The following is a 13883-nucleotide window of genomic DNA, read 5'->3' on the forward strand; positions in this document are numbered from 1 at the left end:
GGTGCGCAGGCAGCGGTTACTTCATCGGATCGGACGGTTGCGGGTTCGAATCCCGTCATCGACCTCGGGTCGCTGTAGCTCAAGCGGAAGAGCATCTGACTTGGTCCGCCGCCGACCCCTGATCTCGGACACCCTCCATGTGCCACGCCTCCCTCCGAAAAGGCAACGAATTCGGGGGAATTCACCATGGCGCGATTCAACACGCGTACCGCCACGGCACAGCCGGTCTCGCCCGTCACCACCACCGGCCGGACCCTGCCGACGTACGAGGGCGGCAGGGGCCGCGAGCGTGACGCACGCTCCGAGCTCTTCCTGCTCGCCGTCTCCAACTTCGTCACGCAGCACACCTTCTACGAGTCCGGCACCGACCGCGACGACCGGTTCGCGCGGCTCGTGCGGGACCTCGCCGTCAGCGACCCGGAGTGGACGGCCGGCCTGCTCGGCTGGCTGCGCGGTGAGGGCAGCATGCGGACGGCGTCGCTCGTGGGCGCCGCCGAGTACGTGCAGGCGCGGCTGGCGGCGGGCGCGACCGGCGGCCCGTCGAACCGGCAGGTCGTGGACTCGGTGCTCCAGCGCCCCGACGAGCCCGGCGAGTTGCTCGCGTACTGGACGTCCGTCTACGGCCGCGCGGTCCCCAAGCCCGTCAAGCGCGGGGTCGCCGACGCCGTACGGCGGCTCTACCACGCCAAGTCGCTGCTGAAGTACGACACCGCGGCCAAGGGCTACCGCTTCGGCGACATCCTCAACCTCGTGCACGCGGCACCGGACCCGGACAAGCCGTGGCAGGGCGAGCTGTTCCGGTACGCGCTGGACCGCCGCCACCACCCGGACACCGCCGTGCCGCCCGCCTCGCTGCCGGTGCTCACCGCGCACCGCGAGCTGATGGCGCTGCCCGTGGCGGAGCGCCGGGCGGTCGTCACCGCGCCCGGCGGCGCCGAGCGGCTCGCGGCGGCCGGCATCACCTGGGAGGCGCTGGCCGGCTGGCTCCAGGGCCCGATGGACAAGGCGGCCTGGGAGGCCGTGATCCCGTCCATGGGCGCGATGGCACTGGTCCGCAACCTGCGCAACTTCGACGAGGCCGGGGTCTGCGACGAGGTCGCGGCCCAGGTGGCGGCGAAGATCAGCGACCCGCAGCAGGTGGCGCGCTCGCGGCAGTTCCCCTTCCGCTATCTCGCGGCCCACCGGCACGCGCCGTCGCTGCGCTGGTCCTGGCCGCTGGAGCAGGCGCTCGGCCACTCGCTGGCCAACGTGCCCGCGCTGCCGGGCCGGACGCTGGTCCTGGTCGACCGGTCGGGCTCGATGTTCTGGACGCAGTCGCGCGACCGCTCGGAGCTCACCCGGGCCGACGCGGCGGCGATCTTCGGCACGGCGCTCGCGCTGCGGGCGGCCGACGCCGACCTCGTCCAGTTCGGTACGACCAGCGCCAACGTGGAGTTCCGCAAGGGCGAGTCGGTGCTGAAGATCCTGGAGCGCTTCGGCGACCTGGGCGGTACCGACACCACAGACGCGGTGCGCCGACACTACAAGAAGCACGATCGGGTGCTGATCGTCACCGACGAGCAGTACGCCCCGAACCGGCACGGCGACCCGACCGCCCAGATCCCGGCCCACGTGCCCGTCTACACCTGGAACCTGGAGGGCTACCGGGCGGGCCACGGCCCGTCGGGGAGCGGGAACCGGCATGTATTTGCCGGCCTTTCGGATTCTGCCTTCCGTATGGTTTCACTGATTGAGCGTGGTGGTGACGGGCGTTGGCCATGGCTTGCTTGAGTTGCCCGCCCGCACCCGCGAGTGGCCGGGCTCGGGGGCCAGCCGGCGCTGAAGGCCTACAGCGCCCTGTTCTAGCCGTGCGCGGGCTCGTTCCGCTCGCCGTGTGGCCGACACGGCGCGCCTGGCCGTAGATCACTCATTACTACGACCCCGCGTCTATCCTCACGCTGAGTAGCCATCAGACTTCATCAGGTGAGGAAAGGTCCAACCACATGCGCAAGTTCCAGCGCGCCGCACTCGTGGCCGCCGTGGTCGCGGGGCTGTCCGCCTTCGGCGCCGGCGCCGGCTTCGCCGACGACACCGACGGTCCGCACCAGGTCACCGCGGTGGCTTCCGCGGAGGCCGTCGCCGTGGCCACAGGCGGCACGCACTCCGACGCGCACAAGTCTCCGCAGGCGGAGGAGGAGCAGGACCACAAGAGGCCGACGGAGCATGAGCACGCGCAGCCGGGCGGGAAGCACGAGCACGAGCACCACCACAAGCCGGGGCACAAGCATCAGGGCAAGCACCACCACAAGCCCGGTCACAAGCAGCACGGCAAGCGCCACCACAAGCACCCCCACGGGAAGAAGCACGGTCACAAGCACCACGTCTCCCAGCACGAGCACAAGAGCTTCGCCGGCTCCTGGATCGATGTGACCACCTCGGTCGAGTGAGGGGCCGCAACGTCCGCAGGCCGTGAGGCACCCGCCGCCGTCCACGGGCGGCGGTCGTCGGCGGGCGGGGCCATGATGTCGGTGTGCCCTGCCCCCCGACACCCGGCCCGGCCGAAGCCTTCGGCCGCGTCGAGTCGGCCCCTACGTACCGGACCGCCCTGGCCTGGCTTCCCCCAGCCGAACTCTGGCCCGCCATCCAGCGCATCCGCGCCGAGCACGATCCGCAGATCCGCCGCTGGCCACCCCATGTGAACCTGGTCTACGGCTTCGTACCGGAGGAGGACTTCCCGGCGGCGCTCCCCCTGCTGTCCGCCGCGGCCACCGGCTGTGAGCCCTTCGACATCCGGCTCAGCGGGGTCCGTGCCTTCCGCCACCGGTTCTACGCCACTGTGTGGCTGGACCCCGCCGCGGCCGGCGTCGAGCCCTGGACGGAGCTACGGCGCGCGCTGGCGGAGCCCTTCCCGTACTGCACGGACCGCTTCCCCCGCTTCACCCCGCACCTCTCCCTGGGACGCACCCGTGTCCCGCGCATCCTCGCGGCCGAGTGCGCCGCCCGGCTCGGCGTGCTGCACGCGCGGGTGGCCGACGTCGCACTGCTCTCCCGCCACGGTGACGGCCCCATGCGGACGCGGGCCACGGTCGGCCTGGGCACCGGCGAGATACGGCGCCGCCCCGGACCGGACCCGGCCACCGGCGGGTACCGGCCGCCGGAGCGGGACTGACCCCGATGGATGCTCGCTAAGCTGCGCAGAGGATCCCGGTGTGCGAGGAGTATCTGGATGCCGCAGGTCAGACCCATGCGCGCGGACGCTCGGCGCAACTACGAGCGGCTGCTGAAGGTGGCGGCCGAGGCCTTCGCCGAGCATGGGGAGAACGCGTCGCTCGACGACATCGCCAAGCGGGCGGGCGTCGGCGCGGGCACCCTTTACCGGCACTTCCCGACGCGGCAGGCGCTGCTGGAGGCCGCGTACGTGGACCGCTTCGAGGCGCTGGGGGCGCGGGCCGACGAGCTGGCGCGGGAGCTGCCGCCGGGTGAGGCGCTCATGGTGTGGCTGAACGAGCTGTGCGTGGCCACGATCCAGGTACGGGGGCTCAAGCCCCTGCTGGGCTCGGCGGTCACGGACGGCGGCCCGGTCGCGAGGACGGCGTGCGGCGCGTCGGTGCAGGGCGCGGCGACGCGGCTGGTGGAGGCGGCCCGGGCGGAGGGGGCGTTGCGGGCCGACGTGCAGCCGATCGAGGTGCTGCGGCTTGCGCACGGGGTGGCTACGGCGTCGGAACTGGCGGACGGTCAGGGGCGGCAGATCCGGCGGTATCTGACGCTGCTGGTGGAGGGGCTGCGGCCGTAGCCGGGGCGGGTTGTCGGTGCGGTGCGCCCAGAATCGCGGGACCGGCCACGACGGACCTGCGGCCGGGAGGTCACCCGCAGTGCGACGGTGATCTCCCGGCCCCCGGCCCGCAGCCGACGGGCTACAGAGCCCTCGCCCCCGGCTCCACCATGTTCCGTACCGTCCTGGCCTTGACGAAGTCGCCGATCGCGGTCATGTCCCACTCGCCGGAGAACTGGCGGATGAGCTTCGCCATCATCACGCCCGTCTGGGGCTCGGCGTGGGTGAGGTCGAAGCGGACCAGTTCCTCGCCCGAGGCCGCGTCGATCAGGCGGCAGTACGCCTTGGCGACCTCCGTGAACTTCTGGCCGGAGAAGGAGTTCACCGTGAAGACCAGGCCGGTGACCTCCTGGGGGAGGCGGCCCAGGTCGACCGTGATCATCTCGTCGTCGCCCGCGCCCTCCCCGGTGAGGTTGTCCCCGGAGTGCCTGATCGCGCCGTTCAGAATGGTGAGCTTGCCGAAGTAGCAGCTGTCGATGTGGTTGCGCTGCGGGCCGTAGGCGATGACCGAGGCGTCCAGGTCGATGTCCTTGCCCCGGAACGCCGGCTCCCAGCCGAGCCCCATCTGCACCTGGGAGAGCAGCGGCCGGCCGCCCTTGACCAGGGACACGGTCTGGTTCTTCTGCAGGCTGACCCGGCCCTTGTCCAGGTTGACCTTCCCGGCGCCCGGCGCCGGGGCGGGCGGCGCCGGGGGAGCGGACACCGGCGGGGCGGGCGGGGTGACCGGGGTCTGCACGGTGGGCGCCGGCGGCGTCACCGGCTGCGGCGGCGTCGTCGGCTCCTGCGGCGCCGTCGGCTCCTCCACCGTCACGCCGAAGTCCGTCGCGATGCCGGCCAGGCCGTCGGCGTACCCCTGGCCGACCGCGCGGGCCTTCCAGGCGCCGCCCCGGCGGTAGATCTCCACGACGACCAGTGCCGTCTCCGTGCCGAGCCGGGGCGGGGTGAACGTGGCCAGCACCGCGCCGTCGTCCGCGTCGCGGATCGTGGCCGTGGGCTCGATGCCCTGGAAGGTCTGGCCGGCCGCGTCCGGGCTGGCCGTGACCACGACCTTCTCGATGTCCGGCGGGACGGCGGCGGTGTCGACCGTGATCGCGTCGGGGGCCGCACCCCCGCCGGACGCGTGGTTCACGCCCGGGCCCGTCGGCTGGTTGTAGAAGATGAAGTCGTCGTCCGAGCGCACCTTGCCGTCGGCGGTGAGCAGCAGGCCCGACACGTCGAGCCGCACCGGAGCGGCGACGTCCACCGTCACGCGCGGGGCGGAGAGAGGGATGTTCGAGCCAGGGGTCATAGCTGTCATGCCGGGTGAACGAACGACACGGCTTTACCGTTCCCTTACCCAACCCCCAATCGGCTCAGGGATCTCATCCCTGAGCCGATTCAGGCCATGACCCCGAGCCGCCTCAGGGCACCACCACGATCTTCCGCCCCACCCCCGCCGCGAACTGCTCCAGCGCCTGCGGGTAGCGCTCCAGCGGGATCCGGTCGCTGATGAACACCTCGGGGTCCAGGACGCCGTTCGCGAACAGCTCCGCAGCCCGCTCGAAGCTGTGCAGCACGGCCATGGAACCGGTGATGGTGATCTCCTGGTTGTAGATACGGTACGGATCGATCGTCACCCGGGTCGCGTAGTCGGCCACCCCGAACTGCAGGAACGTGCCCGCCTTCGCCACCCGTTCCAGGCCGTCCTGGATCGCCTTCGCGTTGCCGGTCGCGTCCACGACCACGTCCCAGCCCCGCGGGCGGTCCAGCTCGTCCGCGCTGCCCGCCGCGCCCGAGACGCCGAGCCCCCGGGCGGTCTCCAGACGGGCCGGGTTGATGTCGACCACGTCCACGCTCGCCGCGCCCGTCCGCTTGGCCAGCTCCAGCATCATCAGGCCCATGGTCCCGGAGCCGTAGATCAGGACGTGGGCGCCCAGCCGGGACCGCAGGACGTCGTAGCCGCGTACCGCGCAGGACAGGGGCTCCACCAGGGCCGCGTCCTCGGTGCGCACATGCTCCGGCAGCTTCACGCAGTTCGCCACGGGGGCGACGGCGTACTGGGCCGCCCCGCCCGCCGTCGTCACGCCGATCGCGCCCCACCGCTCGCACATGTTGTTGTGGCCGTCGCGGCAGTAACGGCACTCGTAGCAGTACAGGGAGGGATCCACCGCCACCCGGTCGCCGACCGCGACCTCGGTGACCTGGCCGCCGACCCCGACCACCTCGCCCGCGAACTCGTGTCCGGGCACGATCGGCAGCTTGGGCGCGAACTCGCCCTGGAGGATGTGCAGGTCGGTGCCGCACAGACCGCAGGCGGCCACTTCCACGACGACCTCGCGGGGTCCCGGCGTCGGGTCCGGCACCTCGCTGACGACGGCGCGGCCCACGGACTCGATGACGGCGGCCTTCATTTCACGGCTCCCAACGACAGGCCCTGGACCAGCTTGTCCTGGGCGGCGAACCCCGCGGCGAGCACCGGCAGGGAGACGACGAGCGACGCGGCGCACACCTTGGCCAGGAACAGGCCCTGGCTGGTGATGAAGCCGGTCAGGAAGACGGGGGCGGTCTCGGCGACCACGCCCGTCAGGACTCGGGCGAAGAGAAGTTCGTTCCAGCTGAAGATGAAGCAGATCAGGGCCGTGGCGGCGATGCCGGGCAGGGCGATCGGGGCCACCACGCGCGCGAGGATGGTCGGCAGCCGGGCGCCGTCGATCTGCGCCGCCTCGATCACCGCCACCGGGACCTCGGCGAGGAACGACTGCATCATCCACACCGCGATCGGCAGGTTCATGGAGGTGTAGAGGATGACCAGGAACCAGATGTTGTCCAGCATCCCGGTGTTCTTGGCGAACAGGTAGATCGGCAGCAGACCGGCCACCACCGGCAGCATCTTCGTGGACAGGAAGAAGAACAGGACGTCCGTCCACTTCTTCACCCGCCGGATGGACAGCGCGTACGCCGCCGGCAGGGCGAGGAGCAGTACGCAGACCGTCGAGAACACCGAGGCGACCGCCGAGTTGATCAGCGCGGGCCAGGGGCTCGCCCCGCTGCCGCTGCCGAAGAACTCGCGGTAGCCGTCGAGGGTCAGCGAGGCGGCGAAGGAGGGCGGGTTGGTCGCCGCGTCCGCCTCGGAGTGGAAGGACGTCAGTGCCATCCAGGCGATGGGCAGGAAGAAGACGATGCCGACCAGCCAGGCCAGCAGGCCGATGCTTAGGCCCCGGTGCTTCTTGAGGGTGACGGCGATGGTGCTCATGCGCGGGACACCTCCTCGCGGAAGAGGGACGACACCACGCGCAGGGCGAAGGTCGCGATGACGATCGAGCCGATGACGACCAGGACGCCGGCGGCCGAGGCGAGGCCGTTCTCGTGGGCCTGGTAGAAGCTCTGGTAGACGGTGTAGGGCAGGTTGGCGGTGCCGAGGCCGCCGGACGTGATCGTGAAGACCGCGTCGAAGTTCTGGACGATGTAGATCGAGCCCAGCAGGGCGCCGAGTTCGAGATAGCGGCGCAGGTGGGGGAGCGTCAGATAGCGGAAGACCTGCCATTCGTTGGCGCCGTCCACCCGTGCGGCCTCGAGCTGCTCGGGGTCACGGCTCTGCAGGCCGGCCAGCAGGATCAGCATCATGAACGGCGTCCACTGCCACACCAGGGCGGTCTCGACCGCCAGGAGCGGTGTGGTGGAGATCCAGTCGGGCTGTGGCCCGCCGACGTAGTGCAACAGGCCGTTGAGCAGGCCGTATTCGGGGTTGAAGAGGACGTGCTTCCAGAGCAGGGCCGCGGCCACCGGTACCACCAGGAACGGCGCGATGAGCAGGGTGCGCACGACGCCCCGGCCGGGGAATCTGTGGTCCAGGAGCAGTGCCAGCGCGAGGCCGAGGACCAGGCTGACCAGGACCACCGTCACCGTGAGCAGCACCGTCGTCCACACCGAGTGCCGCAGGTCGGCGTCGGTCAGGACCTGCCGGTAGTTGTCGACGCCGGCGAAGTGGCGGGCCTTCGGGTAGAGCGAGTTCCAGTGGAAGAAGGAGATCACCAGTGTGGCCACGAACGGCAGCTGGGTCACGATGATCATGAAGACGAGGGCGGGCATGAGGGGGGCCCGGGTGGCCCAGGCGCGCAGGCGGGCGGAGGGCTGCCGCATGGTGTGTACCGGTGTCGCTGCGTAGGGTGCTGTCGTCGCGGTCATCGTCCCTCGTACTCCTTGGAGATCCGCTCGGCGAGCGCTTGGGATTTCTTCAGGGCCGAATCGACGGACTGGCGCCCGGCGACGGCCGAACTGATCTCCTGGGAGACCTTGGTGCCGAGGTCGGTGAACTCGGGGATGTCGACGAACTGGATGCCGGGCGCGGGGCGCGGCTGCACGCCGGGGTCGCCCGGCCGGGCCGTCTCGATGGCTTCCTTCGTCATGTCCTGGAAGGCGGCAGCCGTCTTGCGGTAGTCGGCGTTGGTGTACGTCGACGCCCGCTTGCCCGCCGGGACGTTCGACCAGCCGCTGGTCCTGCCCACCAGCTGCTCGTACTCCTTGCTGGACGCCCAGGAGACGAACTTCCAGGCCTGGTCCGGGTTGCGGGAGGCCTTCTGGATGCCCCAGGCCCAGGTGTAGAGCCAGCCGGAGGCCGGGGTCTTCTCGACGGGAGCGGGGCGTAGCCGAGCTTGCCCTTGACGGGGGAGCCGTTCGCCTCCAGCAGGCCGGCCGCGGACGTGGCGTCGTACCACATGGCGACCTTGCCCTGGGTCATGTTGTTGAGGCATTCGGCGAAGCCGGACTGGGCGGCGCCGGACTCCCCGTGCTGACGGACCAGGTCGACATAGAACTTCGTCGCCTTCTCGAACTCGGGGGAGTTGAGGTGCGCCTTCCACTGCTTGTCGAACCAGGTGCCGCCGAAGGTGTTCACCACCGTGGTCAGCGGCGCGATCATCTCGCCCCAGCCGGGCAGGCCACGCAGGCAGATGCCCTTCATGCCGGGCTTGGCGCCGTCCGTCTGCGCGGCGAGGTCGGCGACCTGCTGCCAGGTGGGGTGGGCCGGCATGGTGAGGCCCTTCGCCGCGAACACGTCCTTGCGGTACATCAGGAAGGACGACTCGCCGTAGAAGGGCTGGCCGTAGAGCCTGCCGTCGGCGGCGGTCAGGGACTGGCGCATCGGCGCCAGGATGTCCTGCTCGTCGTACGCGGGGTCCTTGGCGACGTACGAGTTCATCTCGTGCAGCCAGCCGTTGCGGGCGTAGATCGGTATCTCGTAGTTGGAGAGCGTGGCGATGTCGTACTGACCGGCCTGGTTGGCGAAGTCCTGGCTGATCTTGTCGCGCACGTCGTTCTCGGGCAGGACGGTGAAGTTGACCTTGATGCCGGTCTCCTGGGTGAAGCGGGGGGCGAGCTTCTGGAGTTCGGTCATCTGGGGGTTGTTGACCATCAGTACGTTGATGGAATCGCCGCCGGAACCGGTCCCGCCCGCACCGACCCAGCAGCCGGAGAGCAAGGGGGTGAGCAGCGTCCCTGCGGCGGCCGCGACGAGCGTGGCTCGCGGCCTCCGTCGGCTCTGGGTTCGCATGGATCGCTCCTGGACTTATATGAACATAATGGACATTTTCCCGCCGGTGGTGCCCGGCAGGGCGGGTGGGCTGACGCGTCAGACCCGGATGACCTGGGGGCCCAGCAGGGAGTAGCGGTGGGCCTCGGCGGCCGGGAGCTGGGTGCTCGTCACGATCGCCTCCAGGGCGCCGACCTCGGCGAACCGGCAGAAGCTGACCGCTCCGAACTTGGTGTGCACGCCCGCGAAGACCGTGCGGCGCGCGGCTCGTATGGCCTGCGCCTTGACCTCGCTGACCGCGGGGTCGGGCGTGGTCAGGCCGTGTTCGCGGGAGATGCCGTTGGCCCCGATGAAGGCGAGGTCGAGGACGAAGCCGGCGAGCATCTTCGTCGTCCAGTGGTCGACGGTGGCCAGCGTGCCGGGCCGGACCCGCCCGCCGAGGAGCAGGACCGACATGTTCTCGGCCTCGGCGAGGGCGCCCGCGACCGGCAGGGACGCGGTGACCACGGTCAGTGGCCGGTCGCCCGGCAGGGCCTCGGCGATGAGCTGCGGGGTGAAGCCCTCGTCCACGAAGACCGTCTCCGCGTCCCCGAGCAGCTCGGCCGCGGCGGCCGCGATCCGGCGCTTCTCGGGCACGTGGCTGGTGGCCCGGAAGGCGAGCGTCGTCTCGAAGCCGGCGCTCTCCACCGGATAGGCGCCGCCGTGCGTACGACGGACCAGGCCGTGGTCCTCCAGGGCGCGCAGATCGCGCCGGATGGTCTCCTTGGCCACGCCCAGCGCGGCGGCGAGCGCGGTGACGTCGACCGAGCCGGTCGCACGCGCGGTCAGCACGATCTCGCGCTGGCGCTCTTCCGCCGTCCTCGTGCTCATGTCGTCACCCGCCTTCCCGCTGTGTACGGCTCACTCGCCTGCTGCCCGTTCGGGCTGTTGAGGGAAGTTCTACCGGCGGTGTGCGGTGCTTACCAGGCCTATTGTGAGCCCGATCCTGCCCGCCTGTGCCCGTTTACGGGCCGGGCTGCCCGGCGCGGACCTGCGGGGGTCGTACGGGAGGGGGTGGGGGCGGGCGCACGGGATGCCCGTATGCGAGGGCGGGCGGGCCCGTTCGGTGCCCGCCCGTGCGCGTGGGGGATCGTTTTCCGCCACCCGGGGTGCGGAAACGGCCCGAGGGGGTGCGCCGGGTCGCGGGGGGTTCAGTACGGCCAGATCGGCGGGTCGTTCACGAAGTGCCCGCCGAGGTGGCTGTGCGCCGGGTTCTCCGGGTCCAGCTCGCCCTGCTCGGCGATCAGCTTCCCGGCGTACGGCTCCGAGTCGTCCCGCGGCTCGTAGCCGAGCGCCCGCGCGGTGCCGAGGTCCCACCACAGCCGGGTGTTGGCGGAGGAGCCGTAGACGACCGTGTGGCCGACGTCCTCGGCGGTCAGGGCCGCGTGGAAGAGGCGGGCGCCGTCGGCCGGGCTCATCCACACCGAGAGCATCCGCACGCTGGTCGGCTCCGGGAAGCAGGAGCCGATGCGCACGGACACGGTCTCAAGGCCGTGCTTGTCCCAGTACAGCTGGGCGAGGTCCTCGCCGAAGGACTTGGACAGGCCGTAGAAGGTGTCCGGGCGGCGCGGGGTGTCGACCGGGATCGGGGGCTCGCCCGCCCGCGGGGCCGGGGTGAAGCCGACGGCGTGGTTGGAGGAGGCGAAGACGATCCGGGGCACGCCCTCCTGGCGGGCGGCCTCGTAGAGGTTGTAGGTGCCCTCGATGTTCGCCTTCAGGATCTTCTCGAAGGGGGCCTCCAGGGAGATGCCCGCGAGGTGCAGGACCGCGTCCACGCCCCGTACCGCCTCGCGCAGGGCCTCCCTGTCGCCGAGGTCGGCGGTGATCGCGTCCGGCTCGCCCTCGATGGGGCGCACATCGAACGGGCGCAGCGCATAGCCGTACTCCGGCAGCAGGGAGCGCATCAGGGTGCCGAGCCCGCCGGCGGCGCCGGTGAGCAGAACGGTGCGGGGAGCGGGCATCCTCGGTTCTCCTTGTGGCCGATATTCACATACGTGGAAACGCTAGAGAGACTCGCCGAGCATCGTCAAGTGTCGCGTGATGTCCCCGAATTCGCACCGGGTGTTGCGCGTTCGCCTGCTTGACCTGCCACAAGAAGGCCCCGTAGCGTTGTCGCGTTCAGAAATATGGACATGGATCAGAAGCATGCACCGGCAGAAACATGCACCGGCGTGTCTCAAGGGAGAGTCCGTGACGCCAGCCCCTCTCACCGAACGGCTCAGCGATCCGCGCGGGCCGCTCTTCTTCCCCGTCACGGCCTTCGGCCCCGACGGCTCCCTCGAACTCGACGTGTACCGCACCCATGTCCGCCGGGGCGTCGCCGCCGGTGCCGCCGCGGTGTTCGCCTGCTGCGGGACCGGGGAGTTCCACGCGCTGCTGCCGGAGGAGTTCGAGGCCTGCGTCCGGGTGGCCGTGGAGGCGGCCGAGGGCCGCGTCCCGGTGGTCGCCGGTGCCGGCTACGGCACCGCGCTCGCCGTCCGCTACGCGCGTCTCGCCGAGCGGGCGGGTGCCGACGGTCTGCTCGCCATGCCGCCGTACCTCGTCCTCGCCGGCCAGGAGGGCCTGCTGCGGCACTACCGGGAGGTCGCCGCGGCCACCGGTCTGCCGGTGATCGTCTACCAGCGCGACAACGCCGTCTTCACCCCGCGGACGGTGGTCGAACTCGCCCGCACCGAGGGGATCACCGGCCTGAAGGACGGCCTCGGCGACCTCGACCTGATGCAGCGGATCATCAGCGCCGTACGCACCGAGGTCCCCGGCGACTTCCTGTACTTCAACGGCCTGCCCACCGCCGAGCAGACCCAGCTCGCCTACCACGCCCTCGGCGTCACCCTCTACTCCTCGGCCGTCTTCTGCTTCGCCCCCGAGCTCGCGCTGGCCTACCACCGCGCCCTGGCCTGCGGCGACACCGCGACCGTACGGCGCCTGCTGGACGGCTTCTACCGCCCCTTCGTGGAACTGCGCGCCCAGGGCCGCGGCTACGCCGTCTCGCTCGTCAAGGCGGGCGTACGACTGCGCGGCCTCGACGTCGGCGAGGTCCGGCCCCCACTGCAGGAACCGACGGAGGACCACGTCAAACAACTCGCCCAGCTGATCGAACGGGGATACGCGCTGCTGGAGGAGAGCGCGTGAGCAGGCGTCGGTACGGCTCGAAGGAGGGCGTGTGAAGGCGTCGGCGTTCCTCTACCCCTGGGATGTGAACGGGGATCCCGGGGCCGCGGCGCGCATCGCCGGGCTCGGCGTCGAACAGGTGACCCTCGCCGCCGCCTACCACTCCACCCGCGCCCTGACCCCCCGCCACCCCCGCCACCGCATCGTCACCGCCGAGTACGCGGCCGTCCTCTATCCGCCGGGCGAGCGCTGGGCGGGACGGGGCCTGAGGCCGTACCCCGCCGGCCGCTGGGCCCCCGGCGACGCCTACGGCGAGGCGGCGGCGGCCCTGACCGCGGCGGGCCTGGAGGTGCACACCTGGGTCGTCCTCGCCCACAACTCCCGCCTGGGCGCCGAGCATCCGGACACCTCGGTCGTCAACGCCTACGGCGACCACTACCCCTGGGCGCCCTGCATCGCCCAGCCCGCCACGCGCGCGTACCTGGTCGACCTGGCCGCCGAGGCCGCCGTACGCCCCGGCGCGCACGGCACCGAGCTGGAGTCCCTCGGCTGGTACGGGCTCCAGCATCTGCACGCCCACGACAAGACCGCCGGGGTCGCTCTCGGGGAGGCCGGGCAGTACCTGATGTCCCTGTGCTTCTGCCCGTACTGCCGTGCCGGGTACGGCGAACTGGACCTCGATCCGGACGAGTTGGCCGCATCCGTGCGGGCCGCGCTGGAGCCGCTGTGGCGGGGCGCGGCGGACGACGGGGGCTGGCGGACGGTCGCGAAACTGCTCGGCGAGGAGGCGGCGGCCCGCACGCGCGCGTGGCGCGAGGAGGCCGCCGGCACCCTCCAGGAGGAGTCCGTCACCGCCGTACGCGCCGCCGCACCGGCCGGTTTCCAGGTCCTGCTGCACGCCGACCCGGTCCCCTACCACTGCGGAGCCAACGCCGGCGCCGACCCCGCCCGCGTCCTCTCCGTCACCGACGGCGTGGTGGTGCCCTGCACAGGCGGTACGGCCCTGCTGGCCCCTTTCGCCGAGCACGCCTCCGACCGCACGGTACTGGCCGCCAACTTCACCGTCGTCTCCGGCATGGCCGGCAGCCCCGCTACCCTCGCGACAGACGCGGCACGCGCGCGTGCCGAGGGCGCGACCGAACTGCGCCTCTATCACGCCGGGTTGGCATCAGACCCGGACCTCACGGCGGTGCGCGAGGCGCTGACGACGCGCCCGACGCCGGCGACAGCGAGGAGGTGCCGAAGGCCGACACCACCAAGCCCGTGAGATACAGCCCCGCGTTGCGGTCCCGCAGCACGCGCAGCGGGGTCCAGGAAGTCGTCATGCTCGCTCATCGTGGGTCTAAGGAGGGCGGGCGGGGATCGGTGAGGTGCCCTAATCCCGGTGCCGGCGGCGACAATCCGTCGGAACCTGTC

At 71.3% G+C, this 13883-nt stretch carries 12 protein-coding genes and 1 pseudogene; 6 read left to right on the forward strand and 7 right to left on the reverse strand.

The genetic code is table 11. From position 1 onward, the window contains the following. Nucleotides 1-186: 186 nt before the first annotated feature. The 4 genes from BFF78_RS31785 (at nt 187) to BFF78_RS31800 (ending at nt 3772) form a co-directional block, all read left to right on the forward strand. Nucleotides 187-1770 (forward strand): TROVE domain-containing protein, encoded by a 1584-nt coding sequence (locus tag BFF78_RS31785; protein ID WP_069781565.1) that lies wholly within the window; start codon nt 187-189, stop codon nt 1768-1770. Nucleotides 1771-1982: 212 nt separating this feature from the next. Then, nucleotides 1983-2426, forward strand: a complete 444-nt coding sequence (locus BFF78_RS31790) for a hypothetical protein (protein WP_069781566.1) — start codon at nt 1983-1985, stop codon at nt 2424-2426. Nucleotides 2427-2509: 83 nt separating this feature from the next. Beyond that, nucleotides 2510-3148: a 2'-5' RNA ligase family protein gene (locus tag BFF78_RS31795; RefSeq protein ID WP_069781567.1), complete on the forward strand. Its 639-nt coding sequence runs from the start codon at nt 2510-2512 to the stop codon at nt 3146-3148. 57 nt (nt 3149-3205) lie between these two features. Beyond that, nucleotides 3206-3772, forward strand: coding sequence for a TetR/AcrR family transcriptional regulator (locus tag BFF78_RS31800; RefSeq protein WP_069781568.1), 567 nt, complete (start codon nt 3206-3208; stop codon nt 3770-3772). A 121-nt stretch (nt 3773-3893) separates the two neighbouring features. Here BFF78_RS31800 and BFF78_RS31805 read toward each other — a convergent pair whose 3' ends face one another. From BFF78_RS31805 to BFF78_RS31835, 7 genes and pseudogenes are all read right to left on the reverse strand, one after another. Further along, nucleotides 3894-5099 carry a TerD family protein gene (locus BFF78_RS31805; RefSeq protein WP_069781569.1) on the reverse strand — a complete coding sequence of 402 codons (1206 nt, stop codon included), beginning with the start codon at nt 5097-5099 and terminating at the stop codon, nt 3894-3896. Between the two features lie 112 nt (nt 5100-5211). Continuing rightward, nucleotides 5212-6201, reverse strand: coding sequence for a zinc-dependent alcohol dehydrogenase family protein (locus BFF78_RS31810; RefSeq protein WP_069781570.1), 990 nt, complete (start codon nt 6199-6201; stop codon nt 5212-5214). Further along, complete coding sequence (locus tag BFF78_RS31815; RefSeq protein WP_069781571.1) at nt 6198-7043, reverse strand: carbohydrate ABC transporter permease; 846 nt, start codon at nt 7041-7043, stop codon at nt 6198-6200. The genes BFF78_RS31810 and BFF78_RS31815 overlap by 4 nt, the downstream gene beginning before the upstream one ends. Then, the gene (locus tag BFF78_RS31820) at nt 7040-7975 is read right to left on the reverse strand and encodes a carbohydrate ABC transporter permease (protein ID WP_069781572.1); all 936 of its coding nucleotides are present in this window, start codon (nt 7973-7975) and stop codon (nt 7040-7042) included. Before BFF78_RS31820 ends, BFF78_RS31815 begins: the two co-directional genes overlap by 4 nt. Continuing rightward, nucleotides 7972-9338 (reverse strand): annotated as a pseudogene (locus BFF78_RS31825) (ABC transporter substrate-binding protein). Before BFF78_RS31825 ends, BFF78_RS31820 begins: the two are co-directional and overlap by 4 nt. Nucleotides 9339-9416: 78 nt before the next feature. Further along, nucleotides 9417-10187 (reverse strand): DeoR/GlpR family DNA-binding transcription regulator, encoded by a 771-nt coding sequence (locus tag BFF78_RS31830; protein ID WP_069781573.1) that lies wholly within the window; start codon nt 10185-10187, stop codon nt 9417-9419. Nucleotides 10188-10507: 320 nt separating this feature from the next. Beyond that, nucleotides 10508-11317: an NAD-dependent epimerase/dehydratase family protein gene (locus BFF78_RS31835; RefSeq protein ID WP_069781574.1), complete on the reverse strand. Its 810-nt coding sequence runs from the start codon at nt 11315-11317 to the stop codon at nt 10508-10510. 229 nt (nt 11318-11546) lie between these two features. Here BFF78_RS31835 and BFF78_RS31840 point away from each other — a divergent pair, with 229 nt between their 5' ends. After that, nucleotides 11547-12488 (forward strand): 5-dehydro-4-deoxyglucarate dehydratase, encoded by a 942-nt coding sequence (locus BFF78_RS31840; RefSeq protein WP_069781575.1) that lies wholly within the window; start codon nt 11547-11549, stop codon nt 12486-12488. Between the two features lie 31 nt (nt 12489-12519). Then, a complete protein-coding gene (locus tag BFF78_RS31845; protein WP_069781576.1) occupies nt 12520-13734 on the forward strand; it encodes a hypothetical protein in 1215 nt (404 codons plus the stop codon). The last annotated feature ends 149 nt before the right edge of the window (nt 13735-13883 follow it).

The organism is Streptomyces fodineus (assembly GCF_001735805.1).
In the GTDB taxonomy this organism is placed as follows: Bacteria; Actinomycetota; Actinomycetes; order Streptomycetales; family Streptomycetaceae; genus Streptomyces; species Streptomyces fodineus.

Bases quoted from the DNA above. Each gene is read 5' to 3' on its own strand.
- BFF78_RS31785 (WP_069781565.1), top strand. From the start codon at position 187: ATGGCGCGATTCAACACGCGTACCGCCACGGCACAGCCGGTCTCGCCC.
- BFF78_RS31790 (WP_069781566.1), top strand. From the start codon at position 1,983: ATGCGCAAGTTCCAGCGCGCCGCACTCGTGGCCGCCGTGGTCGCGGGG.
- BFF78_RS31800 (WP_069781568.1), top strand. From the start codon at position 3,206: ATGCCGCAGGTCAGACCCATGCGCGCGGACGCTCGGCGCAACTACGAG.
- BFF78_RS31805 (WP_069781569.1), bottom strand. From the start codon at position 5,099: ATGACCCCTGGCTCGAACATCCCTCTCTCCGCCCCGCGCGTGACGGTG.
- BFF78_RS31810 (WP_069781570.1), bottom strand. From the start codon at position 6,201: ATGAAGGCCGCCGTCATCGAGTCCGTGGGCCGCGCCGTCGTCAGCGAG.
- BFF78_RS31815 (WP_069781571.1), bottom strand. From the start codon at position 7,043: ATGAGCACCATCGCCGTCACCCTCAAGAAGCACCGGGGCCTAAGCATC.
- BFF78_RS31820 (WP_069781572.1), bottom strand. From the start codon at position 7,975: ATGACCGCGACGACAGCACCCTACGCAGCGACACCGGTACACACCATG.
- BFF78_RS31830 (WP_069781573.1), bottom strand. From the start codon at position 10,187: ATGAGCACGAGGACGGCGGAAGAGCGCCAGCGCGAGATCGTGCTGACC.
- BFF78_RS31835 (WP_069781574.1), bottom strand. From the start codon at position 11,317: ATGCCCGCTCCCCGCACCGTTCTGCTCACCGGCGCCGCCGGCGGGCTC.